This is a genomic window from Saccharicrinis aurantiacus (assembly GCF_001660705.2).
In the GTDB taxonomy this organism is placed as follows: domain Bacteria; phylum Bacteroidota; class Bacteroidia; order Bacteroidales; family Marinilabiliaceae; genus Saccharicrinis; species Saccharicrinis aurantiacus.
The window spans coordinates 113,629-137,601 of record NZ_LYBV02000036.1 but is presented as its reverse complement, the minus strand read 5'-3'; the positions used below and the strand labels follow the sequence as shown (position 1 = coordinate 137,601).

19 protein-coding genes are annotated in these 23,973 nt (G+C 35.8%); 12 read left to right on the top strand and 7 right to left on the bottom strand.

Annotated features, from left to right (window positions below):
• Positions 1-64 precede the first annotated feature (64 nt).
• Both A8B35_RS19430 and A8B35_RS19425 read right to left on the bottom strand, forming a co-directional pair.
• Positions 65-949 (bottom strand): alpha/beta hydrolase, encoded by an 885-nt coding sequence (locus A8B35_RS19430; protein ID WP_068475171.1) that lies wholly within the window; start codon positions 947-949, stop codon positions 65-67.
• A gap of 16 nt (positions 950-965) precedes the next feature.
• The gene (locus A8B35_RS19425; protein WP_068475167.1) at positions 966-1,985 is read right to left on the bottom strand and encodes a J domain-containing protein; all 1,020 of its coding nucleotides are present in this window, start codon (positions 1,983-1,985) and stop codon (positions 966-968) included.
• Between the two features lie 321 nt (positions 1,986-2,306).
• Here A8B35_RS19425 and queC point away from each other — a divergent pair, with 321 nt between their 5' ends.
• The 9 genes from queC to A8B35_RS19380 all read left to right on the top strand — a co-directional run bounded on the left by queC (position 2,307) and on the right by A8B35_RS19380 (position 13,533).
• Positions 2,307-2,975 (top strand): 7-cyano-7-deazaguanine synthase QueC, encoded by a 669-nt coding sequence (gene queC, locus A8B35_RS19420; RefSeq protein WP_068475164.1) that lies wholly within the window; start codon positions 2,307-2,309, stop codon positions 2,973-2,975.
• A 23-nt stretch (positions 2,976-2,998) separates the two neighbouring features.
• Entirely contained in the window at positions 2,999-3,856 is an 858-nt protein-coding gene (locus tag A8B35_RS19415) for a 7-carboxy-7-deazaguanine synthase QueE (RefSeq protein ID WP_068475262.1), read from the top strand.
• Between the two features lie 32 nt (positions 3,857-3,888).
• Positions 3,889-4,773: an NADPH-dependent 7-cyano-7-deazaguanine reductase QueF gene (locus A8B35_RS19410; protein WP_068475161.1), complete on the top strand. Its 885-nt coding sequence runs from the start codon at positions 3,889-3,891 to the stop codon at positions 4,771-4,773.
• Positions 4,774-4,818: 45 nt separating this feature from the next.
• Positions 4,819-5,751: a ketopantoate reductase family protein gene (locus A8B35_RS19405; protein ID WP_068475260.1), complete on the top strand. Its 933-nt coding sequence runs from the start codon at positions 4,819-4,821 to the stop codon at positions 5,749-5,751.
• 177 nt (positions 5,752-5,928) lie between these two features.
• Complete coding sequence (locus A8B35_RS19400; protein WP_083634552.1) at positions 5,929-7,092, top strand: efflux RND transporter periplasmic adaptor subunit; 1,164 nt, start codon at positions 5,929-5,931, stop codon at positions 7,090-7,092.
• 1 nt (position 7,093) lies between these two features.
• Positions 7,094-10,261 (top strand): efflux RND transporter permease subunit, encoded by a 3,168-nt coding sequence (locus tag A8B35_RS19395; protein WP_068475155.1) that lies wholly within the window; start codon positions 7,094-7,096, stop codon positions 10,259-10,261.
• Positions 10,251-11,651: an efflux transporter outer membrane subunit gene (locus A8B35_RS19390; protein WP_068475153.1), complete on the top strand. Its 1,401-nt coding sequence runs from the start codon at positions 10,251-10,253 to the stop codon at positions 11,649-11,651. The genes A8B35_RS19395 and A8B35_RS19390 overlap by 11 nt, the downstream gene beginning before the upstream one ends.
• 107 nt (positions 11,652-11,758) lie before the next feature.
• Positions 11,759-12,361: a porin family protein gene (locus tag A8B35_RS19385; RefSeq protein WP_068475150.1), complete on the top strand. Its 603-nt coding sequence runs from the start codon at positions 11,759-11,761 to the stop codon at positions 12,359-12,361.
• A 29-nt stretch (positions 12,362-12,390) separates the two neighbouring features.
• Entirely contained in the window at positions 12,391-13,533 is a 1,143-nt protein-coding gene (locus A8B35_RS19380) for an acyloxyacyl hydrolase (protein ID WP_068475148.1), read from the top strand.
• Between the two features lie 83 nt (positions 13,534-13,616).
• Here the strand turns inward: A8B35_RS19380 and A8B35_RS19375 are convergent, their stop codons facing one another.
• Positions 13,617-15,152, bottom strand: a complete 1,536-nt coding sequence (locus A8B35_RS19375; protein WP_068475142.1) for an acyl-CoA dehydrogenase family protein — start codon at positions 15,150-15,152, stop codon at positions 13,617-13,619.
• Between the two features lie 307 nt (positions 15,153-15,459).
• Here A8B35_RS19375 and A8B35_RS19370 point away from each other — a divergent pair, with 307 nt between their 5' ends.
• From A8B35_RS19370 to A8B35_RS19360, 3 genes are all read left to right on the top strand, one after another.
• Positions 15,460-16,902: a T9SS type A sorting domain-containing protein gene (locus A8B35_RS19370; protein WP_068475139.1), complete on the top strand. Its 1,443-nt coding sequence runs from the start codon at positions 15,460-15,462 to the stop codon at positions 16,900-16,902.
• A gap of 176 nt (positions 16,903-17,078) precedes the next feature.
• On the top strand, positions 17,079-18,479 hold the full coding sequence (locus A8B35_RS19365) for a sulfatase-like hydrolase/transferase (RefSeq protein ID WP_068475136.1): 1,401 nt from the start codon (positions 17,079-17,081) through the stop codon (positions 18,477-18,479).
• A gap of 143 nt (positions 18,480-18,622) precedes the next feature.
• Positions 18,623-19,096, top strand: coding sequence for a hypothetical protein (locus tag A8B35_RS19360; RefSeq protein ID WP_068475133.1), 474 nt, complete (start codon positions 18,623-18,625; stop codon positions 19,094-19,096).
• Positions 19,097-19,205: 109 nt separating this feature from the next.
• Here A8B35_RS19360 and A8B35_RS19355 read toward each other — a convergent pair whose 3' ends face one another.
• From A8B35_RS19355 to ahpF, 4 genes are all read right to left on the bottom strand, one after another.
• Complete coding sequence (locus A8B35_RS19355; RefSeq protein WP_171973239.1) at positions 19,206-20,189, bottom strand: methyl-accepting chemotaxis protein; 984 nt, start codon at positions 20,187-20,189, stop codon at positions 19,206-19,208.
• A gap of 639 nt (positions 20,190-20,828) precedes the next feature.
• Complete coding sequence (locus A8B35_RS19350) at positions 20,829-21,344, bottom strand: GNAT family N-acetyltransferase (RefSeq protein WP_068475126.1); 516 nt, start codon at positions 21,342-21,344, stop codon at positions 20,829-20,831.
• A 3-nt stretch (positions 21,345-21,347) separates the two neighbouring features.
• Positions 21,348-22,289 (bottom strand): bile acid:sodium symporter family protein, encoded by a 942-nt coding sequence (locus A8B35_RS19345; RefSeq protein ID WP_068475123.1) that lies wholly within the window; start codon positions 22,287-22,289, stop codon positions 21,348-21,350.
• A 106-nt stretch (positions 22,290-22,395) separates the two neighbouring features.
• Positions 22,396-23,958 (bottom strand): alkyl hydroperoxide reductase subunit F, encoded by a 1,563-nt coding sequence (gene ahpF / locus A8B35_RS19340; protein ID WP_068475120.1) that lies wholly within the window; start codon positions 23,956-23,958, stop codon positions 22,396-22,398.
• Positions 23,959-23,973: the final 15 nt, after the last annotated feature.

The following is a 23,973-nucleotide window of genomic DNA, read 5'->3' as shown; positions in this document are numbered from 1 at the left end:
CGCAATAAAACGGATTCAATATTTTTTATGTACGCAAGAAATAAAATATTGTTATGTATAACAATTATTTTTTCATGATAAATTCAATCGGGATATTAAAACGCTTTGCCCAATCGGTTTCCTTATGTGCTTCGCCCTCAAACTTCTTTGTTATCCAATTCTCTGAGCTGTACCCCTTTTTAATTAAAACACTATCAATCATTAACTGATAAGGTTCATATAAACTATCAAGCGTTTCTGTACCATAATCAAAATAAAACTTATGCGTTTCTGCACTTGGCAAGTTATTGCTCATATATGCAGCAAATGCCATAGGTATTTCTTCATTTGCAAAATAAGTACCTGGCCAATGGGTTGATAAACATGCTGCGGCATCAAATACATCTGGATACTCGCAGAGTGCATACATTGATATTAAACCACCCATACTACTGCCGGCGATAAAAGTGCTCTCCTTGCCCGAATTTGTGCTGTATGTTTTATCAATATATGGCTTTAACTCTTCAATAATAAACTTTAAGTAATTATCCGATAATGGGGCTTGTGCTAATCTTTCTTCGCTTAGCACATTTTTTACTGAATCGCTTAATAAATCGTATGCTTTGCGAGGGAAGTACTCTATGGTTCTAAGTTCACTTATATTCCAAATGCCTACAACAATGGTTGGTTTGATAATTTCATCGCTTATTAGCTGCTGCATGGTTTTGTCTACCTCCCACTCTTGTCCATTCCACGTTTTGGTACTATCAAAAAGCATTTGTCCATCGTGCATGTACAAAACGTCATATTGTTTATCGCTAGTATAACCTTCAGGTAACCAAACAGAGATATTTCTATCTTGCACATACTCTGAACTAAAATTTTGAATACTATCTATGCGTGAACTTGCGGCAGGTGGTGTACACTTATAAAATGTAAGTGCCATTAAAACAAAAAATAAATATTTCATATCAATTCATATTAAATTAGTGAGTACTATTAAACTCAACATTGTGTACTGTTTTCAGGCCGAATAAACCATCGGCTAAGGTAAAATTAATTTGAGAACCATCTTTTAGCTCCTCATCAATTAAGAAAAAACGCATGCCAATATACTGATCAAATTTGTTATTATCTATAACGATTTCTTTAAAAACTGGCGACCCCATCTTGTAGGTATACCAATGCTGCTGTTCGTGTTGATTGAAAGAAACCCAATAATTAATACAAAAAAACAAATTAACAATTCCAGGGGCTAATAAAAATTTATAATAAACTCTGGTAAAATGACTTTTATATCTTTTACTTAAAAATAAAGCAATGGTAAACGTCAATAAATAGAGCCCTAAAATCACATATATATTTACTAAGGTATTCAGTACTACATTAAAAAACAGAACCCAATTAAGTATAAATAATACCACAAATGTTATTGTCTTTGATTTTAGAGTTGCCTCTTTCTTAATATAAAAACTTCGTAGCTTACCCGTACTTAAAGTCCTAACAATAAAGCGAAACCACAAAGGAGAAGTAGGTAGTAAAACAATACCTGATATTATTAAAGCTATATTGCCATGTTCAATATATGTAAACACTGGCAGACCTATTATAAGGAACACTATAAAAATTAAACCAATAAAATCGACCACCACATTTATAGCTTCTGTAGTTTTATAAACATCTGATTTAATATAGGCTTCGTATTTCATTCGCGCATACTCTTGCGCTTTGGCACGTGCTTTTTCCCTCTCTTTTTGTTCCCACTCTTTTTTATAGGCCGCTCGGCGTTGGGCTTGTTGCTGTTTTTGCTTAGCTGTATTTGTATAAGTCCCTGCTGTATTTATCAGAAACTCATAAGCCTCGGTTAATAATACAAACGCTTCGTGCGCATTCTCAGCCTTATTAACATCAGGATGCAATAATTTTGCTTTAGCTCTGAATGCTTTTTTTATTTGAGCTGAAGTTGCATTAGATGTGACTCCTAATATTTGATAATAGTTATTCATGTAAGGTTCTTAAGTCGCGCCTAAACTACACAAATAATTTTAATCGTACTTACATCAATCCCTCATCAGAAAAACCAGACAAGCTGATTATTATCAACTCTGTAAGAAAAAATATGGTTTTAAATATTGAAGAAGAGCTACAATTAAGTTTTTTACCTATCTTTGCGGCGTTAAACAAAAGACAGTTCATTTACACCATCCTGTCTATAAACAAAACTAGGGTATGATAAGAAGAATTTCTTTGCGCATTTCTGCGCCATACTTTCGTGTGTTTATAACATTGGTGGCAATTGAGCTTATTCATACTTGAAAAATTAAGTTATGCAAAAGGCTGTTGTATTATTATCGGGCGGTTTAGATTCCGCAGTAGCTTTATATTTGGCTAAAAGTCAAGGATACGAGGTGCATGCTGTATCGTTTGATTACGGTCAGCGACACGAAACAGAACTAAATTACGCTAAAAAAAATGCTAAAAAAGCAGGTGTTGCTGCTCATAAAATAGTAACCCTTAATTTAGGTGATTTTGGTGGATCTTCGTTAACCGATAAAAACATTGAGGTTGAAGATGGTGATGTAAGCCGTAATGATATACCGGTTACCTATGTACCTGCACGTAATATGGTGTTTTTATCCATTGCAGCATCTTATGCTGAAAGTATTGAAGCCCAAAATATATTTATCGGCGTAAGCGAGGTTGACTACTCTGGTTACGTTGATTGCCGTCAGGACTTTATAGATGCCATGGAAGCAGCTATTAATAAAGGTACGGTAATGGGTGCCGAGGACAATAAACCCATTAAAATACATGCTCCTTTTGTTAACAAAACCAAAGCTGAAGAAATTAAACTCGGCATGGAATTAGGGGTAGATTTTAGCTTAACATGGAGTTGCTACCGCGGTGGAGAAAAACCTTGTGGCACTTGTGATAGCTGCCTACTTAGAGCGAAAGCATTTGCTGAAGCTGGGTTTGAAGATGGATTATTGAAATAATAGTGGCTGCAAGAATAGAAGAAATGGAAAAAGTAGTGTTGGTTGGTGAAGGTGTATTTCCTATTGTTAAGGATGCTGATGGGAAGTTGATTGGTGATACTTTGCAAACAGGTTTAGCTGTTGCGGGTACCATACAAGGAGAAGGAAAATTAGCTGGCACGCCCTCTTTATTTATTCGGCTAGCAAGCTGCAACCTGCGCTGCATATGGCAAATGAATGATGGTAGCTTTTGCAAGTGTGATACCTCATACGCCTCATTTAATCCTGATGTAAAAAAGACTTATAACATCAACGAAATTGTTGCCATCGTTAAAAACAACATAGGCAACATGCATCATGTTGTAATTACAGGTGGAGAGCCATTATTACAAAAAAATGGAGTTCTAGCACTCAGTAAAGCTTTAAAAGAAGAACTTGATGTACATATTACCATTGAATCGAATGGTACCTTGTTTGATGAAGACTTAACAAAGTATGTTGATTTGTTTAGCATCTCACCTAAATTAAGTAACTCAAACCCTACTGCTGAAAAATTGAAATTCTATAATCAAAAAGAGTCTGGTGCCTCTAAATTCCATCACGAAGTTAGACGAAACATTAAGGCGCTTCAGGCCTATGTAAATCATTCGCAAAAAGGAGATATTGATTTACAGCTTAAATTTGTGGTAGGAAAACAGCAAGCCGCTGATGAAATTATTAGCGATTACCTAAATATATTAGACGGTTACAAAAAAGACGACATTCTACTAATGCCACTGGGTGCTACGCATGAAGAACTTGAGCAATCTATCCCATTGGTATTAAATATGTGTATACAAAATGGTTGGAAATATACACCGCGTATTCACATTGATATTTTTGGTTCTAAACAAGGTGTATAAATATTATATAGCAACTTTATTTTAATTATTCCATGTCAACTCAAGAGCAAATAGAAGGTAAGGTATTAGGAAAACAAATCAATCACCCAAAGCAATATGCCCCTGAAATACTAGTGGCAGTGCCCCGACACCTCAATAGAGAAAGCTATAATATTAAAGATGATAACCTACCTTTTATAGGTTACGACGCTTGGCATGCCTACGAATTATCATTCTTAACTGAGAATGGACTACCTGTTACAGGAATCTTAAAATTAGTTTATCCGTGCGATAGTGAAGCTTTAGTAGAAAGCAAATCATTAAAACTTTACTTGAACTCATTTAACATGGGTAAATATGGTAATAATGCTAAAAACGGAATAAAGCTAGTACTAGAAACCGTTACTAAGGACCTTAGTGATTTATTGAATACAATTATCAAAGTTTCATTTCATCAGAACTACAATACCGAATATGACTTTGACGATTACAAATTACTTGAAGGACAGCTTGAAGCAGATAACATCCTATTTACAGACTATACAGAAACACCATCTTTACTAGGTGGAGAGGTATCTGAAAGCGAACATACTTATAAGATAGCGTCAAACCTTCTTAGAAGCAATTGTAAAATAACGCATCAACCAGATTGGGGAAGTGTATTTATACACATCAAATCTAAGTACACAATAGATTTAGATGGTGTACTCCAATATATTGTATCAATAAGAGATGAAAATCATTTTCATGAAGAAATTTGTGAAATGATATACAAACGATTATTGGATAAATTTGAGCCCAACAATTTAATGGTAGCCTGTTTGTACACCAGACGTGGCGGCATTGACATTTGTCCTGTACGTAGTAATTCCGTAAATCTACTGCCTAAAAACATCATTCAATCACAAACTCTTACAAAACCTGCTTTCCGACAATAATCTTTTTGTACATTTACAGTATCCAATATGTAAATGTATATCAATATGCGAATAGCAATAATTGGTGCTGGTGGAGTTGGAGGATATTTTGGAGGTAGATTAGCACAAGGAGGAAATAGCGTTACCATAGTTGCCCGTGGAGCGCATGGTGAACAAATTAAAAAAAGCGGATTACATATAAAAAGTCCAAAAGGGGATGCTATAATTACCAACATTCTTGTGGTAAAAACAATAGCAGAACTTATGGGCTGTGAGTTAATAATACTCGGCGTAAAAGCTTGGCAAGTTAAAGATGTTGCAAAAGAACTTTGTAACATAGTAAATAGTAACACCATCGTAATTCCCTTACAAAATGGAGTACTCGCTGCTAAAGAACTATGCGAATTCCTTCCTACAGAAAATGTAATGGGCGGCTTATGCAGTATATTTTCTAAAATAGAATCCCCAGGGGTGATTAGTCATATGAGCGCAGAGCCTACCATTGTTTTTGGCGAACTTGATAATTCTATTTCTGAGAGATCCTTACAAATCAAAAAAACTTTCGACACTTCCCATATCACAAACAAACACTCAAATTATATTCAGGGTGATACTTGGAAAAAGTTTGTTCTCATTTGCCTTGGCGGATTAGGAGCTCTAACACGCTCAAACTATGGAGAATTATTACAAACACCAGAACTCAGGAGCATGCTCTTCGAGATGCTAAATGAGATGTATGCTGTTGCCATCAGTGAAGGAATTGAACTGAAAAAATCAATCATAGATAACACCATGTCCATAATGGACAATTTTTCACCAGATGCCAATTCTTCAATGGCAAGAGACATATGGAACGGAAAACCATCTGAATTAGAATACCAGAATGGTACGGTTGTAATGCTAGCAGAAAAAAATAAGATTGAAGTACCTGTGAATTACTTTATTTATCAGGCATTATTACCCAGCGAAAAACGCGCGAGAAATACAGTTTTAAATTAACAATGTTTAATATAATAGAGCGAGAAAAAAGTACTTATTTAGAACGCTAGTGATGCTCCTATGAGGATTTCTCCTTAATTTCTGAAATTGACTAAGATAAGAGATAAACAATTTTCTAATTTCTTATGTTTTATTTTTACTAATGAATCCAAAATAAAATAAATAACACTATTTACAATGAATATCAATAACTCAATGAAATTCAAAAGTATCCCATTATTAGTATTTACGCTGATATTATTTGGATGCTCAGGTAATAAAAGTAATCAACGACCTCCGTTAGAAATTCCTGTTGTTGAGGTAATACAAAAGAAAATCCCTATCACTGATGAGTTTGTTGGACAAACCTATGGTTACTTTGATATTAGTATCAGAGCTCGTGTGGAAGGTTTCCTTGAAGGACTTCATTTTAAAGAAGGAGGTAGAGTTAAGAAAGGTCAGCTATTATATACTATTGATTCTGCACCATTTGATGCAAAACTAGCCGAAGCAAAAAGTAAATTAGCGGAGGCGCAAACTCGCTTAGTGCAAGCGCAAGGCGATTATAATCGTATAAAACCCTTAGCGGAAGAAAAAGCAGTTAGTCAGAGTGAATATGATGCTGCCACGGCAACTCTTGGTGCTGCCAAAGCTTCAGTTACTGCAGCAAAGGCACAAATAAACTTTGCACAAATTGAACTAAGCTACTGTAATATAAAATCTCCCATTAGCGGAATCATTGGAATTACTCAAGCCAAAACAAGTGAATTTGTTGGTCGTGAACCGAATCCTGTAGTTCTAAATGCAGTTTCACGTATTGATACAATCCTTGTTCAGTTTACTATTTCAGAGATGAAATATCTTCAGTTTTTGAAATATGCAAAAAAGAATGCAGATATATATAAAGGAAAAGATAGTGATAAAGCAATTGAATTACTGTTTGCTGACAACTCTAAACACCCCTATGATGGTAAACTAGATTTTGTTGATCGTAATATTGATCCAACTACAGGAACTATCTTGCTTCAAGCTTCGTTTCCAAACCCAGATTTTACCGTACGCCCTGGACTATTTGCTAAAATTAGGCTAATAGTTGATGATGAGTCAGAGCGCATTATTATTCCTCAAAGGTGTATACAAGAACTTCAAGGGAAATTCAGTGTATTAATTGTGGATAGCGAAAACACTTTACAATACAGAGAAGTAGAAAAAGGTCCATCGTACGGTGATTTGCAAGTTATTGAAAGCGGATTAGAAGTTGGAGATAAAATTATGCTGGAAGGATTTACACAAGTAAAGTCGGGAATGAAAATCGTTCCAAGATTAGAGGTTTTTAATTCGGTAACATTAAACAAGGAGTAAGATGGGAGAGTTTTTTGTACGCCGACCTATAGTGGCTATGGTAATTGCCATTGTTACTGTTATTGTAGGTGTTATTTCAATATTAGATTTACCAATGGAGCAATATCCTGATATTACTCCTCCAATGGTAGAAGTGAGAGCTAACTACACAGGAGCCAATGCTTTAAATGTAGAACAATCGGTTGCCACACCACTTGAACAACAAATCAATGGTGTTGATAATATGTTATACATGAAATCCATCAATGCAAATGATGGAACAATGGCCATTCAAATATCATTTGATGTAGGTACAGATCCGGATATGAATACGGTACTGGCTCAAAACAGAGTATCGGCAGCAACAGCGAAATTACCTGAAGAGGTAAAACGTTTAGGTGTTACAACTCAAAAAAGTATGAGTAGTATTATTCTTGCTTTAGGTTTATATTCTGATGGTCGATACGACCAAGAATTTTTAGGAAACTACGCTTTAATTAACATACAAGACATTCTAGCTCGTATTAAGGGTGTTGGACGTGTAAATGTTTTGGGTGCCAGTGACTATTCAATGCGTATTTGGGTACGCCCAGATAGATTATCTCAGACAGGGATCACCGTACCTGAAATAATGGGAGCCATAAAAGAGCAGAATGTTATTGTTCCTGGTGGTAAGTTTGGTGCAGAACCAGCTCCTGAAGGAACTGAATTTACTTATACAGTAACTTTACCGGATAGATTACAAACTGAAGAAGAGTTTGAAAACATTGTTATCCGAACAGATAGTAAAGGCCGACAAGTTCTTTTAAAAGACGTTGCACGTATCGAACTCGGTGTTGAAAGTTATAATACAAGTGCTAAGTACGATACTAAGCCTTGTGCCCTTATCACCATCTATCAAGCTCCAGGTACTAACGCCGTTGACCTTCAAAAGAAGATTCTTGAAACCATGGATGAGTTATCCGAATCCTTCCCTGAAGGTGTTGAATATGATATGGCTCTGGATGCAACTCTACCTATTACCGCAGGTATTCAAGAAATCGCCATCACCTTGCTTATTGCACTTTTATTGGTGATTTTAGTAGTATACTTATTTATACAAGATTGGAGAGCTACTTTAATCCCAACAATTGCAATTCCAGTATCCTTAATTGGAGCTTTTATTGTATTTCCAATGCTCGGATTTACCATAAACGTACTCTCCTTGTTAGGACTTGTACTAGCTATTGGTATTGTTGTGGATGATGCCATTGTAGTGGTAGAAGCGGTGCAAGTTAATATCGCAAATGGTATGGACAGCAAAACAGCTACCATACATGCCATGCGGGAAGTAACTGCACCAGTAATTGCAACAACATTAGTTTTAGTGGCTGTATTTATTCCGGTTGCTGCGATGGGCGGAATTACAGGGCGTTTATACCAACAATTTGCTATAACTGTAGCTGTTTCTGTTTGTTTTTCTTCTGTAAATGCACTTACCTTGAGTCCTGCCTTATGTGCATTATTATTGCGTAAACCAACAGAACCTAAAGGTTTGTTAGGTAAGTTCTTTAATGGGTTTAATAAAACATTTGATCGATCATCGGTTAGTTATATGAAGGGAGCAAATCTTTTTGCCTCTAAAATTAAACGAAGTATGATTTATCTTGGCCTATCTGTTGTGGCTATTGTTGCAGTAGGGCAGTTTATTCCAGGTGGCTTTGTTCCTGAAGAGGATCAGGGATATTTAATTGTAAACCTACAACTACCTAATGCAGCTTCTATTCAACGTACTGATGCAGTGATTGCTAAGGCAACAAAACTTATCGAAAATTTACCAGAAATTAGTGCTATAGCAAGTGCTTCTGGTTTTAATATATTATCAGGTAGTAGTAGTTCTAATTCTGGATTAATGTTTATTCCTTTAAAAAACTGGGAAGAACGGGATATCACAGCAAACGAATTAGCCAGAAAGTTAAATGGTCTCTTCTACATGAATATTAAAGAGGCGCAAGTTTTTGCATTTGGTCCTCCTGCTATTCCTGGATTAGGAAGTGGATCAGGGTTCTCCTTAATGCTACAGGATAAATCTGGACAATCGGTGGAGTATTTGGCAAAAAATACGAACAAGTTTATTGCCAAGGCGAGTGAAAGACCTGAGATCGCAAATGTATTTACCACATTCCGTGAGGCCACTCCTCAAAGAAGGCTAGAAGTAAACCGCGACAAGGCTTTAAAATCTGGTGTTCCGTTAGGTGATTTATATACTACCATTAGTGCCTTTTTAGGTGGTGCATATGTAAACGACTTTAATAAGTTCGGACGCTTATACAAAGCTTATATTCAAGCAGAACCTGAGTATAGAATAAATGAATCACACTTAAACATGTTTTATGTTAAAACTACAGATGGTGCAAGTGTTCCTTTATCCTCACTAGTTAATGTTACTCCAAGTTCTGGACCTGAATACACAAATAGGTATAATCTATACCGTTCTGTTGAATTAACGGGTGCTGCAGCTCCTGGTTATACTTCAGCTCAAGCATTAGATGCTCTCGAAGAGGTGGCACTTGAGATTTTACCTCCAGGAATGGGCTACGAATGGAGCGGCATGAGTTACCAAGAACGTAAGGCATCTGGATCTGGTAACATAGTATTTGTATTCGCCTTAGTATTCGTATTTCTTATTCTAGCAGCTCAATATGAGAGTTGGTCGCTGCCATTTAGTATATTATTGGGTACACCGTTTGCTATTTTGGGTGCAATGCTATTTGTATTTATAGCGCGTTTCTTCAGTACCAGTTTTGAAAATAATGTGTTTATGCAAATCTCTCTTGTAATGCTTATTGCAATGGCTGCTAAAAATGCGATCCTGATTGTGGAGTTTGCCAAAATTAAATTTGATGAAGGACTTAGCTTATATGATGCCGCAATGGAATCTGCCAAGTTAAGATTTAGACCAATTTTAATGACAGCTTTCTCTTTTATTTTAGGAGTATTTCCATTGGTATTAGCTTCTGGAGCTGGTGCCGAAGCGCGTAAAGTAATGGGAATGGCTTTATTAGGAGGTATGACCATAGCTACTTTGCTAGGTGTATTCTTCTACCCTATGTTCTTTGTATTAATTGGTAAACTAGCTAAGTATGAAGAAAAACGAACATTAGAAGTGTCAAGTTCAACAGTTCAAAATCCGACAAAACATGAAGACTAGATTAATATATTTTATTTTTGCGGGCTTGCTACTAAACTTATCATCATGTATGGTAGGTCCTAAATTTAGTGCCCCTGAAACGGATAACCCAGAAGTGTTTGCTAATGATAATATCGAGGGTGATTCAACAGTCAGTTTAGAATGGTTTGAAGTATTGGGAGATTCAATACTAATAAACCTCATTGATTCAGCTTTAAGTAATAATAAAAACTTACTTATGGCAGCCTCTCGCATCGAACAATCTCGTGCGTACTTAGGCTTTACCAAAGCAGACATGTATCCTTCATTCGGCTACACTTTTGAGAGTCAAGGTGCAAACTTTAATCCTAACACAGGAGCCAAAAGTGATTTTAATATGCACATGGGAGGAGCTAGTGTAAACTGGGAAATTGATTTCTGGGGCAAATTTAGAAGATCAAATCAAGCTGCAAGAGCTGATTTAGTAGCTGATGAATTTGCCAAAGAGTGGATAAAACTGACTTTAATTTCTGATGTTGTTGAAGCTTACTTTCAATTGTTAGATTATGATAGAAGGGTAGAGATTTCACAACGTACATTAGATTCTAGAACTGAGTCATTAGAAATTATAGGAAAAAAGTTCTATCGAGGCGTATCACCAGAGCTTGACTATAACCAATCGCAAATACAACAAGCGATGGCAGCACAAGCTGTTCCTCTTTATAAACGTCAGGTTGCTATTACAGAAAATCGCTTATCAATTCTTTTGGGACAGAACCCAGGGCCAATAATTAGAGAGCGAAATACTAATCTTACAATTGATAGTGTCAACATACCCGTTGGTTTGCCATCTGAATTATTACTGCGTCGTGCCGATGTACAAGAAGCCATGCAACAACTAAAAGCTCAGAATGCACGTATTGGAGTTGCACAGGCAATGCGTTTTCCTTCAATCAGCTTAACTGGTGTTCTTGGAATTGTTAGTAATGATTTAAGTACCTTGTTTGATAACGGAGGTATATATCAGGTGAGTGGTGGTTTATTAGGACCAATATTTCAGTTCGGAAAAAATAAACGAAGAGTTGAAATGGAGCGTGAAAAAACTAACCAACTTAGATTACAATACGAACAAACTGTATTGGTAGCCTTCCAAGAAGTTGAAAATGCCTTAATAAGTGTAAATACCTTAAAAGAAGAATATAAAGCCATTACAGATCAAGTGGAAGCCGCAAAAAGTGCAGCAAACCTTTCTAACAAACGTTATGATGGTGGTGTTACTAGCTTTCTTGAGGTGTTAGATTCTGAAAGATCTTATTTTAATTCTGAAATTACAGCCTCTGAAGTTAGCATGCAGCGATTAAGTGCTTATGTACTTCTTTATAAATCATTAGGTGGAGGGTGGAAAATACCCGAAGAGTTAATAGAAGAATAATTAATAGGCCCCAAAAATATTTGCTATTTTTGGGGCTTATTCTCTAAAAATAAAGAACTATTAATCAGATTAATGGTTATAAATTCTAAACATTTATTAAACTAATCATGAAAAAACTTTTAATACTGTCAATTATACTTGTGTCTTTTACACAAATAAATGCTCAAGATAGAATTGCTATTGGACTAAAAGCTGGAATAAATAGTACAAAACTAAAACTATCAGAGATTCCTAGTACAAAGCAAATTAAAAACGAAGCAAAAACCGGTGGACTTTTCGGTGCCTATGCTAAACTTCGTTTAATTGGAGCCTTATCTGTACAACCCGAATTATATTATGCAAAAAAGAACACTACTTTATATGATGGAGATATTTCTAGCGAAGGTTCTTTTAAAACCTGGGATATACCTTTATTAGTGAACCTACAATTAGTAGATTTAAAGGTTCTTAAAATATATGGAATTGCTGGACCTGTTGCCTCCTTTATTTCGAAAGCAGATTTCAAAGAACTTGAATTTATTACTGAAGATAGTTACGAGAATACAAACTGGACATTTCAGGCTGGTGCTGGAGTAGAATTTTGGCGCTTGACAGCAGATTTTAGATATGAATGGGGATTAAAAGATATTTCTGATATTCCAGATTTTGATATCGGCCAAAAAACAGATGTATTTACTTTCACGGTTGGTTTTAAAATCCTCGGAATATAAGCTGAATCAATCCTTCAAAACAAATCAATATGAGAATTAAACATATATATATCATTACGCTTCTTATTTTTGCAGGTATCTCTTTAAATGCCCAAATAAATGAGGATAGCACTTATGTAAAACCTACAAAAACCTATATAAAGTATTTAGATCTTAGGTTTGAAAATGGTGCTATGATGGGTAATGGAAATACAATTGGTGACCAGTTAATTGAGAGTTCATACTACAACGGTATGGATGTTAGGTTAGGTTTTAGAAAGTCGGATAAAGATAATGTTTATAGCAATGTATACCGTCGTCCCTATTTAGGTGTAGGTTGGTATGCATCAACCTTCCACAACGAGAGTATCGGAAATCCGAATGCATTATACTTCTTTTTAACAATACCATTTGCATTTGAGTTTGACAAGCGTCTTACCTTTTCATATACGGCCGCATTTGGTTTATCTTATAACTTTAATGCCTTCGATGAAGAAACAAATCCTGAGAATATTTTCCTTGGATCGCGAAACAATTGCTATGTGCATCTAGGATTTTTAGCTAACTATAATTTCAGTGAAAGATGGTCGGCTAATGCAACAATTGGATTTAAACATTTTAGCAATGGTTCTTCAAAACTACCTAACTTAGGTTTAAACTTACTTCCTTTTACTTTGGGTGTTAGCTATAAAATGAATAAAGAACCTGAAATGCAATTATCGCCAGGTACTATAGCAAAATATATGCAACACGATTTAATAAATGTTGCATGGTATAACGGAAGTAAGAACTATACGCAAGGCGAAGAACAAAACTATTACAAAACCGGTATTGGTATTAACTATTTACGCCAAATTAATTACAAGTATCGTATTGGTTTAGGGGTTGATGTTTTCTATTCTCCACACATGGAAGAAAGAGGAGCAGAAGGTAATTCTGTATCCACAGCAATTGTAGGTTCATGGGAATGGGCACTTACCCGTCGTTTATACGTTCCTATTGGCTTAGCTGTTTACCTAAACAGAAACGAAGCTAATGGAGAGAAAGCTCCTTATTATGAACGTGTAGGTTTAAGATACCGAATTACGGATCATTTAAATGCCGGAGTCACTATTAAAGCACACGGTGGGGCTGCAGATTTCTTTGAGTGGACTATTGGATATTCCTTTTATAAAGATCCGAACAAGTATTAATTATAATACATACAAAATAAGAAATGGGCACTTGAAAAATCAAGTGCCCATTTTATTTTTATACTATCGAAAATGATTATTCTTTAAACTACAAAGTTTAACCAATTTGAGTTTTCTCTATAATCTTCTATTACATTCGTTTTATTAGAACCGTTAAAAGATGCCATTAATTGATCAATCTCTTGTCGTAAACATGCAGTTGCTCCATCAATTAGTTTAGGTGCAAAACCTTCGTTACTTAAATCAAGAACTTGATTAATTGAAATTACTCTGGCTATAACCTGACCTAAATCAACCAACTTACGTTGTGGCATTCCTAAATCAATATTAAAGTTAAACTGCTCTTTTAACATTGAACTAGCCTTACTTGTAAGATCAAAGTTTTTAATAAAATCAAATAAATTCGTTTCCTTTTGCTTACGCATTAACTTAACAACACTCTCTGATATTTGAGAATAAAGCATATCATTCGATCCTTCAAAAATCTGAAATGGTCTACTATCTGTTGTTGATCTACCCGCAATATGATTTAATCGATATCCTTTTGCTCCTACCAATTGTAACAAAGTTTGCGAAGCTGACTGCATCATATCAGTAGCAATACTTTTTACCGCATTAGCTTCAATGCCAATTCCCGATAAATCATATTTCAAACCTGCTTTTTTACTACTATTCACACAAAATGCAGATACTGTTGTATAATACGCCTGTAATTGTGCCAATCGCTGTTGAACTTGATCGTAACCTAATAAGCTCTTTCCTCCAACAAAACGCTGCTGACAATGCGTTATGGCTTCGTCAAGCATACGCTGTATAAAACCCATTGCCATTCCAGGGAAAGACATTCGGCTTCTGTGTAGTAAATCGAGCATTAATTTAACACCTGACTTTTCAGGTACTAATTTATGGACTGATGGGATCTGAACATCAATTTTATTTCTACCATAAGGAATTTGATATAAACCTAAGTTCTCAAAAAACTCCTCCACTTCAATTCCTTGATTGGGTTTAGTAACATCACAAACAAAGAAATCTAAATCTCTCGCTAAACGACCTTCACCGGTATCTTTACGAGCTGTTAGCAACCAAAAATCAGCCCAACCTGTTAAACCAGCCCAATGCTTTGTTCCTTTTAAATGATTATATGAACCATGATCAGAATATGAGGTTTGCATATTTAATGCATCACTACCAAAATCGGGCTCTGTAATCATTAATCCGCCCATATTTTGTTGTGTGATAAAACGATTGGTTACCTCTCGCTTAGTATCTTCTTGGCCTGCTTTTAAAACGGGCTGAAGAAATAAGGCCATATTTATTCCAAAAGTTAAGGATAGCGCTAAAGATTCATATGAAGCAGCACTCATTAAAGCAATACTCTGAGTTACATCGCCACCTAATCCACCATATTCTTTAGGAATTACTGCGGAAAATGGATTTACTGACATGATCTCACGCATTACAAATGGAGGCATACCTCGGGTAATTGCAAGTTTATTAATATCGCCGCGTTCGTGATATACGCTTTTAAGTTTCTGCTTTAATCCAGATAATAGTTCTGAAAAACGGGTATTTAAAGGAGTCAGGGTGTCCTCTTGTATCAATTCGTCTGTAAGCATTAATTTGTTTATTTTGTGACACTTGGATTAAAAAAAAGACTTAACAATCTGTTAATCCTAAACATCTGATTGAATTGTATAAACAACAGATGACGATTAATGTTCTTTGAATATTCAATTTAACCTTCGTTTAACCTATAACAAAAGCCTTATTCTTATTAGTCTTTGGAAAATAAAATGACTCTATTTCATGGCTAAATGCTATAATTGAACCATGTAGTATACCCCCGTAATTTATTTCAATATTAAAATTTATTGTCTACCTTATATTATAACTTTAACTAGTTAACTTAAAATTTAATTTATTATGAAAAAAAGAAACCTACTTGCTCTGTTCCTATTTGCGATCTGCTTAGGCGCTGTAGCACAACCCACTGCTCCTTCTGGTAAGAAGTGGCAAAAAGTAAATATTTTATCAGACGAATTTGATTCGTTTGATAGTAGTAAATGGCAAAAAGGACATCCTTATTGGTCAGGAAGGAGCCCAAGCCAATTTAACGACGATAACATAAGTTTCGGATCGGGCAATATGTGTATTACTGCCACACTAAAAAATGCTGATAGAACAGATGACTGGGTATGGACAGGATGTTTAACCTCTCAAACCAAAGCCTTTAAAAAGGGCATGTATGCCGAAGTTAGAATGAAAGCCGCAGATTTAGCAATTGTATCTTCGTTTTGGATGCAAGGTAGCTATAGCGAAATTGATGTAATTGAGAACTGGGGAGAGGTTAAAGAATCAAATTGGTATTTAGATTATACTATGATGAGTAATACACATTACTATAAAGATGGGTGGGATAATGACATAACTACTCCTAAACACTTTACTAACCCTGATAATTCAATGAATTCTGAAAACTACCATGTATTTGGTGTTTGGTGGGAAGATGCTTGGACCATTAATTTTTACAGAGATGGTAGTTATGTTGGTACTGCAACTCCAGGAGGTGCTTTTGAAGAGGATATGTATATGTTCTTCGATATGGAAACCTTTACATGGGGCCCTGGCTTACCATCTAATGAAGATCTTGAAAATTGGACTAAGAGTACTGCTTTCTATGATTATGTGAGAACTTATGAACTGGTTGAGGATGCAACAAGTACAACTCAAAAAGTTTCTCTAAAAAACCAAAACAACAATTTATATGTATGTTCAGAAAACGGTTTACAGGAGATGACATGCAACAGAAGCTCTGTGGGCGATTGGGAAAAATTTGAATTTATTGACTTAGGCAATAGTGTATTTGCCCTCAAAGGCAATAATGGCTTATATGTAAGTTCAGAAAATGGTGATAAAGCCATGACCTGTACAAGAACGGATATTGGTGCATGGGAGCAGTTTACACTTGAACATAAGGGAGATCAGGTTTATGAACTTAAGGGTAATAACGGAAAATATATATCTTCTAATATGTGGTGTAATAGCAATGGGGGTTCCAATTCTGATCAGTTTTTATTCACATGGGGGCTTAAATCTGCATCAATAACAACTTCTGCCATAAATGAAGATAAACAAGCTGAAATCAAGATTTACCCAAATCCGGCTAATAATTATTTTACCATTGAAACCAATGGTATTGAAGAAGATGAATTACCCTTATCAATTTACTCAATAAGCGGAAAGCTATGTAAAAAACAAGTATTCAAAACAAACAGTAGTTTCCAAATTAACATTAGCGATCTAAGCTCTGGTATGTATTACGTAAAATGCGGTTCTCTTTTTAATAAAAAACTAGTTATAAAATAATCCCTTCGTTATTTTAATATCAAGCCACCATTGTATCAATATAATGGTGGCTTTTTGGTTTCAGATAAACAATCACTATTGGGTAAAATAGTCTTATTATAAGGTAAAATTGATGAATACAAATCCTTAGATAATTCTGAAATTAGCATTTTTAATCATCAATATTACACAACACTATGCGTTCAATAAAACTTATACTATTCTGCTTATTACTTTCTGTACCAAGCTATGCAAAAAAGAAACCCAACATTGTTTTAATCATATGTGACGATGCGGGTTATGCTGATTTTGGTTTCCAGGGCAGCACTGAAATGAAAACACCTCATTTAGATAAGGTAGCACGTGAAGGTGCACGTTTTACCGAAGGCTATGTAACCTCATCAGTCTGTGCTCCATCAAGAGCTGGTATAATGACCGGAAGATACCAACAGCGATTTGGCTACGAACACATTAACGTGGTTGGGTTTATGTCTGAAAACTCGGCCCTAGACGGCGATGCCATGGGCTTACCTATTGAAGAGGTAACTGTTGCTGATCACCTAAAAAAACAAGGCTATGCAACGGGGTATTTTGGGAAATGGCATTTGGGCGATGGCGATCAATTCCATCCCACGAAAAGAGGATTTGATGAGTTTATTGGTTTCAGAGATGGATCAAGAAGCTATTTTGCTTACCCTGAAAAAGCGTTGAAGAACAATCCTAGTTTACACAGAAAGAGATTAGAATGGGGCTTCGATAATTATAAAGAACCTGATTATTATTTAACCGATTTGTTAGGTGATGAAGCGGCTAAGTTTATTGAGAAGCATCAAAAAGAACCTTTCTTTCAGGTGGTAGGCTTTAATGCGGTGCATACTCCTTTAGAATTTCTTCCACAGGATACTGCTCAATTCCCTGATTTAATAGGAAAACGAAAAGTTTTGGCCGGAATGACATTGGCACTCGACAGAGCTTGCGGAACCATTTTCAATAAGCTGGAAGAACTCGGATTATCTAACAATACTATTATTGCATTTGTAAGTGATAACGGCGGCCCTACAGATAAAAACGCTTCAAGCAATCTACCCTTAAGCGGTACCAAATCAAACCAACTTGAAGGAGGTATTCGCATTCCGTTTATCATGCGTTGGCCAGCTTCAATTCCGGCCAATACTACCTATACCTCGGCGGTATCCACAATGGATTTTGCCTCAACCTTTATGAAGGCAGCTGGTATCGATATAAAAAAGCATCCTGAACTTGAGGGCGTTGATCTAATTCCTTATTTAAACACTAATCATTCAATGCCTTCACATGATCCGCACGATGAACTATATTGGAAAAAATCGTGTAGAGCTACTTTTAGAGAGGGTGATTGGAAATTACTACGCTTCCCAGATAGACCCGCACAACTTTATAATATTAAAGATGATATTTCAGAAACCAATGATTTAGCGAGCCAATATCCTGATAAGGTAAAACGCATGTATAAGAAGATTTGGGAATGGGAACAACAAATGCCACAACCCAAATGGTTATTACGACGAGAGTTTGAGGTTAATGACATAAACCGGATGGATAAATACCATTTAAAATAAACCAATTTAAAACGCAAGTCTACTTTCCATAAAGACTTGCGTTTTTTAGTTCTGCAATTGTGTAAACTATTTCTTATATTTAAGTGTTTGGCACACAAAGCCATCATACATAATCTAAAGATTAACTTAAATATTCATCAATTATGGAAAATGCTAGCAATCCAAATCAAGGACAAATTAGAACCCTCAAAGTTGCAACTGACTCACTCGACTTTGAGTATATAAGCAACGGAATGTTGCAGGACACAAAATCTATTAAAGGTGGTAAAGAGTATATTTTAAGCACCTATTTTATGGATGAATACCCTACCGAAAAAGATATTACCAAAGCCTTAAACTACATAGAATACGAGCTAACAGCCGACAAAACTTTAATGAATAACAACGAAACGTTAAAGTGTGAAAACCCTATTTTAAAAGAATTATTAAAAGAAGCGGGCAAAACAAAAGTTGATCGTAACTATGTTGAAGAAGTTTTTAATAAATATGTAGATTGCTCAACCGGTGAGCCTGCTCATTTATTAGGGATTGAATTCTCCAAAGAAAAGCTAGCAGTTATAGTGGTGGTAAGGGTTGTAATGTATTACCTAGGTTTTAACGAAATTAGTATTGAATAATTTAAGAATCTTTGATATGAAAACAGTGAAGTATATTTTATACTTCGCTGTTTTTTTATTTATTATTTAATCCCTTTTAATAGTAATTATTCATAAAAGTAATTGACGACTACCTCTCTAAACTAAAGTAATCAATCATTTCTTTTAAATCTTGAGCTTGGCTATCCAACTCACTGGCACTGGCTGTTAATTCTTCGGCGAATGACACATTTTGTTGTGTAACTGTATTCATTTCCTGAATTGCAAAGTTCACCTGTGATACACCTGACGTCTGCTCTGAACCTGCTGCTGTAATTTCTTTCATCAAATGATTGGTTTTAGTAATCTTGGGAGAAATCTCGTCCATCAGCAATCTAGATTTATGAAACTCATTTTGTGTATTGTTAGATGAAGCCTTAATTTCATTAGCTGCTATTTTACTTGTTTCAGCTAACTTTCTTACTTCGCCTGCTACAACAGCAAAACCACGGCCATACTCACCGGCCCTGGCAGCTTCTACGGCTGCATTCAATGATAAAATATTAGTTTGATTAGCTATATCATTAATTACCTTGATTTTTTCGATAATAGTATTCACAGACATAAAACTATTCTTAGTTGAATCTTCCACCTCTTTTATGCCATCATATAGAGCCAAGGCTATTTTTGAAGTCTCCAACGAATTGGTATTTGTTTGATCGATGTTACTAGTAATTTCCTCCATTGTTGACGAAATCTCCTCTATTGATGAAGCTTGTTCAGCAGCTCTTTCTGATATCGATTCAGATGTAACACTAAATTCCTTGCTAGCCATAGCCAAATGGTTGGCATGATTCTTTATTTTACTAATAACACCCTTAAGATTCTGAGATAAAGTATGTGTTGAACTATTTAACCTTTCAATTTCATTTGAGTTCGCACCAAGATTAAATTCAATATTCAAATTACCTTCAGCTAGTAGTTTAACGTTCTCATTTACTTTCTCTAGAGGCTGTTTAACCCAAACACTCATTAACCATATATTTACTGCAGCTACTAATAATAAAATTACGAAAGACACAATTGGGTTAATATAACCATGCGATTTCCATGTAGTTTCTATGGTCATTACCATAGCTGAAATAATGAAAGTTATACCCAGTTTACGCAGGATAGAATTCTTTAAAAAAACACGTAATAAGTAGTAGCAAATGGGAATTGATATTAAAAGTTGTAATAATTGGACAATGATAATTTCTTGAATTTGTTGACTTAACATTAGAATAAAATTATAGTTTTTTCGAATACAGACACTCATTAATATGAATGAATGTTCATTTTTAAAAGTGGTTTCGATTATTACAAATTCTATTCCATAAAAAAGCGATCGAAGTTAAAATGTATTTATTTGAGCTCAATCGCGTACTAGAAGTATTTATATAATGTGCTGCACACCTTGTTTAGTATCGGCCTCAGCCAGTGAACCAAAAAACAGGATTGAAATGACGGTTAAAAATTGTTTTCTGTTTGAGCACTTTGAGGCACGAAAAAGTGCGAGTTTAAAACAATTTCAGTCATGAAACCTAGTTTTTTGAGTGAAATGGGTGCAGTCGACGGTTTTTTTGTCTACTTTTTTGACTGTAGAAAAAAGTAGAAGCCTTCACGGCTTGAGTGAAAATTTAACTAGGACAATATTGATTTAAGCTTCAAAAAATATCACCAACTAACTAAAACACTTTTAAAGAAATAAAAACAAATACTAAACACCGTTCAACTAATAAGCTAATCCTGTCAGTTCATAATGCAAAAACGCCTTACCATTGGGCGCTAAGCCGGCATCTACCCTCTTCATGCCGCATTTTTCGGCTAGTTTTACTGAGGCCACATTATCGGCATACATTCGTGCAGCTAGGCTTTCAATATTTAGCTTGCTAAAAGAATAGTGAATGAGAGCTTCGCATATTTCATAGGCATAACCCCTTCGCCAAAAGGCTTCATCCACTATATAACCTAGCTCAAGCTTTTTATAGGTATCAAAAGAATTGAATAAACCCACCTCGCCTATAATCTCATCTGTATCTAATAAAACAACAAGCCACAAACCAATACCAAAAGATTTATCGGCATTAAAGCGATGGTACTTTTGCTTTAATTCATCAAGAGTCCAATTACATTTTCCATCGGACACATAGCGCATATTTATCTGCTTATTGTAAATCTGTAGTAATTGCGGATAGTCGGCATCACAAGCTTCTCTGATACACAAACGTTGGGTTAATATAGGCTCCATAACTTAGTTATCTTCTGGTAATATTCTTTTCGACCATCTATTGGCTAATAACAGACCCGACAAGATATGCCATATCCCCCACCATCCGGCAATAATAGCCATACCACCAGTGCCTAGTTCGGGCGAAAATATCTTCGGGTTAAAAATCAATACCAAGGCCAACCCACTATTTTGTATGCCCGTTTCAATGGTGATGGTTCTTCTGTTTTTTCGGCCTACTTTAAATAGAGAAGCCATATAATACCCTATAGATAAGGCAATAATATTGTGAATTAAAACCAAAATAAAGACATATTTAATGGCCTTAATGAAATGTTCAAAATTGGCAGAAAAGGCAATAATCACATAAAATGCAAATATTACAATGGAGATGATCTTTATGGGTTTCTTGATTTTTTCAGTAATGTTTTTGAATCTGTGATTGAACAGTATGCCTAAAATAATGGGTAATCCCGATAGTAGTAATAAGGTTTTAAACATATCAAAAGAATCAATCTCGATGGGCACAAGCAATGGGTTGGCATTGCTATACATGCTGCCCCAAATCTCAAAATTTAGGGGCGTTAAAAAAGTAGCTAATATGGTAGCAATGGCAGTTAGGCTAACTGATAAGGCAGCATTTCCTTTGGCTAAGCTCGATACAAAATTAGAGATATTTCCGCCAGGGCAGGCCGAAACCAATATCATGCCCAACGCAATCCCTGTTGATAAATAGGCATTGAATAACCATACCAGTAAAAAAGTAATTGCTGGCAACACTAAAAACTGAGCTGTTAATCCTACTAAGGTAGCTTTGGGCTTGGTGAAAACTAACTTTAACTGCGCTGGTTTTATATCGAGCGCCACACCAAACATCACAAAAAATAAGGTGAAATTTAAGGCGTGTAAACCGCCCTGGTTAAAATTTAGTTTTAATGCATCTAATCCCTCTAAGCCTTCTAACATCTATAATTCCTTTGTATTAAGATGCGAAAGTACTACAATATGTTCAAAACCAAAAAAGTCAGTACTACCGAATAATACTGACTTCTGTTATTTATCTTATAATAATTTAGCCTGCCAACTGCAAACCTTTTATCTGATCTTCGAAGGCCGATAATGCCGCCTTTGAGCCCTCGCCCATGGCAATTACAATTTGTTTGTAAGGCACCACCGAAACATCGCCAGCAGCATATACCCCTGCAACATTAGTTCGACAAGTGGCATCAATCAATATTTCGCCCATTCTGTTGGTCTCCACCACATCGGCAAAGGCGCCACTATTGGCTTTTAAACCTATTTGCACAAAAATACCATCGGTAATTATTTCGTGCTCTTGCTCGCTCACTCTATCTTTATATTTAATACCCGTTACCTTAGCGCCATCGCCATCAACGGCAAGTGTTTGGGCATTGGTAATAATTTTTACATTCGGCAGGGTGCTTAATTTATCTTGTAGCACCTGATCGCCCTTTAGGGTATCCATAAATTCGAGCACGGTAACTTCTTTGGCTATGGCCGATAAATCAATGGCGGCCTCCAATCCTGAGTTGCCTCCACCCACAACCACTACTTTTTTATCCTTATAAAAAGGACCATCGCAATGGGTACAAAAGGCTACTCCAGCGCCAATGTATTCCGATTCGCCCGGAACGCCTAACTTTCTCCAGCTCGCACCAGTGGCAATAATTAATGCCGGCGTTTCAATTTTTTCGCCCAACGAAGTGCTTAATTTCTTAATACCATTCTCTAGCTTTACTGATTCCACCATTCTGTTTTCTAGTACATCGATGGGATAATCTTGTAAATGCTTCATTAAATTGGCCGATAACTCTGCTCCCGTTGTTTTGGGCACCGAAATCATATTCTCAATAGAAACAGTTTCAGTTACTTGTCCGCCCACTTTCTCAGCAACAATAGCCACTTTAAAGCCCTTACGCGCCGAGTAAACCGCCGAAGAAACTCCGGCAGGACCTCCGCCAACCACCACTACATCGTAGTTTTTAGTAGCTCCCTGAGCTGTTACATTACCACTTACACCCAACTGTTTTTCAAGTTTTGATAACAATTCGCCCAAAGAAGCACGCCCCACATGAAGCGCCTCGCCATTGGCATAAACACTAGGTACCGCCTGAATATTTAAGGCATCAACCTCATCCTTATTAATGGCGCCATCAATAATTTGATGTTGTACATTGGGGTTAAAAAGCGTAATTAAATTTAAGGCTTGCACTACCTCAGGACAATTGGTACAGGTAAGCGAAATATAACTTTTAAGCTGAACGGGAACATTAATCTGCTTTATTTTATCAATAATAGCGGTATCCGGAATATTTTTTCCCTTGCCATCTAAATTTAAAATAGCCAGCAATAATGTGGTAAACTCATGACCTGTTGGAACGGCTCTAAAAGCAATGTTTGTGTCCTCGTTATTTTTAAGAATGGTAAATTCTAAGGCAGAACCGGCTTCTACTTCAAGTGTAATTTTATCAGAACACGATGCTACATCTTCTAATAACTGCAGCAATTCAGTTTTACTTTTATGCGATTCTGATACTTCTACCTTAAGCGTATAGTGTTGTTCTAAATTAGAGAATACGCTTATAACTTGGTCTTTCATTGCTTGTTCCAACATGATCTTTTATTTTTT

Bases quoted from the DNA above. Each gene is read 5' to 3' on its own strand.
- A8B35_RS19400 (WP_083634552.1), top strand. From the start codon at position 5,929: ATGAATATCAATAACTCAATGAAATTCAAAAGTATCCCATTATTAGTA.
- A8B35_RS19370 (WP_068475139.1), top strand. From the start codon at position 15,460: ATGAAAAAAAGAAACCTACTTGCTCTGTTCCTATTTGCGATCTGCTTA.
- A8B35_RS19415 (WP_068475262.1), top strand. From the start codon at position 2,999: ATGGAAAAAGTAGTGTTGGTTGGTGAAGGTGTATTTCCTATTGTTAAG.
- A8B35_RS19425 (WP_068475167.1), bottom strand. From the start codon at position 1,985: ATGAATAACTATTATCAAATATTAGGAGTCACATCTAATGCAACTTCA.
- A8B35_RS19385 (WP_068475150.1), top strand. From the start codon at position 11,759: ATGAAAAAACTTTTAATACTGTCAATTATACTTGTGTCTTTTACACAA.
- A8B35_RS19390 (WP_068475153.1), top strand. From the start codon at position 10,251: ATGAAGACTAGATTAATATATTTTATTTTTGCGGGCTTGCTACTAAAC.
- A8B35_RS19355 (WP_171973239.1), bottom strand. From the start codon at position 20,189: ATGGTAATGACCATAGAAACTACATGGAAATCGCATGGTTATATTAAC.
- A8B35_RS19380 (WP_068475148.1), top strand. From the start codon at position 12,391: ATGAGAATTAAACATATATATATCATTACGCTTCTTATTTTTGCAGGT.
- queC (WP_068475164.1), top strand. From the start codon at position 2,307: ATGCAAAAGGCTGTTGTATTATTATCGGGCGGTTTAGATTCCGCAGTA.
- A8B35_RS19365 (WP_068475136.1), top strand. From the start codon at position 17,079: ATGCGTTCAATAAAACTTATACTATTCTGCTTATTACTTTCTGTACCA.
- A8B35_RS19345 (WP_068475123.1), bottom strand. From the start codon at position 22,289: ATGTTAGAAGGCTTAGAGGGATTAGATGCATTAAAACTAAATTTTAAC.
- A8B35_RS19430 (WP_068475171.1), bottom strand. From the start codon at position 949: ATGAAATATTTATTTTTTGTTTTAATGGCACTTACATTTTATAAGTGT.
- A8B35_RS19360 (WP_068475133.1), top strand. From the start codon at position 18,623: ATGGAAAATGCTAGCAATCCAAATCAAGGACAAATTAGAACCCTCAAA.
- A8B35_RS19350 (WP_068475126.1), bottom strand. From the start codon at position 21,344: ATGGAGCCTATATTAACCCAACGTTTGTGTATCAGAGAAGCTTGTGAT.
- A8B35_RS19395 (WP_068475155.1), top strand. From the start codon at position 7,094: ATGGGAGAGTTTTTTGTACGCCGACCTATAGTGGCTATGGTAATTGCC.
- A8B35_RS19405 (WP_068475260.1), top strand. From the start codon at position 4,819: ATGCGAATAGCAATAATTGGTGCTGGTGGAGTTGGAGGATATTTTGGA.
- ahpF (WP_068475120.1), bottom strand. From the start codon at position 23,958: ATGTTGGAACAAGCAATGAAAGACCAAGTTATAAGCGTATTCTCTAAT.
- A8B35_RS19410 (WP_068475161.1), top strand. From the start codon at position 3,889: ATGTCAACTCAAGAGCAAATAGAAGGTAAGGTATTAGGAAAACAAATC.
- A8B35_RS19375 (WP_068475142.1), bottom strand. From the start codon at position 15,152: ATGCTTACAGACGAATTGATACAAGAGGACACCCTGACTCCTTTAAAT.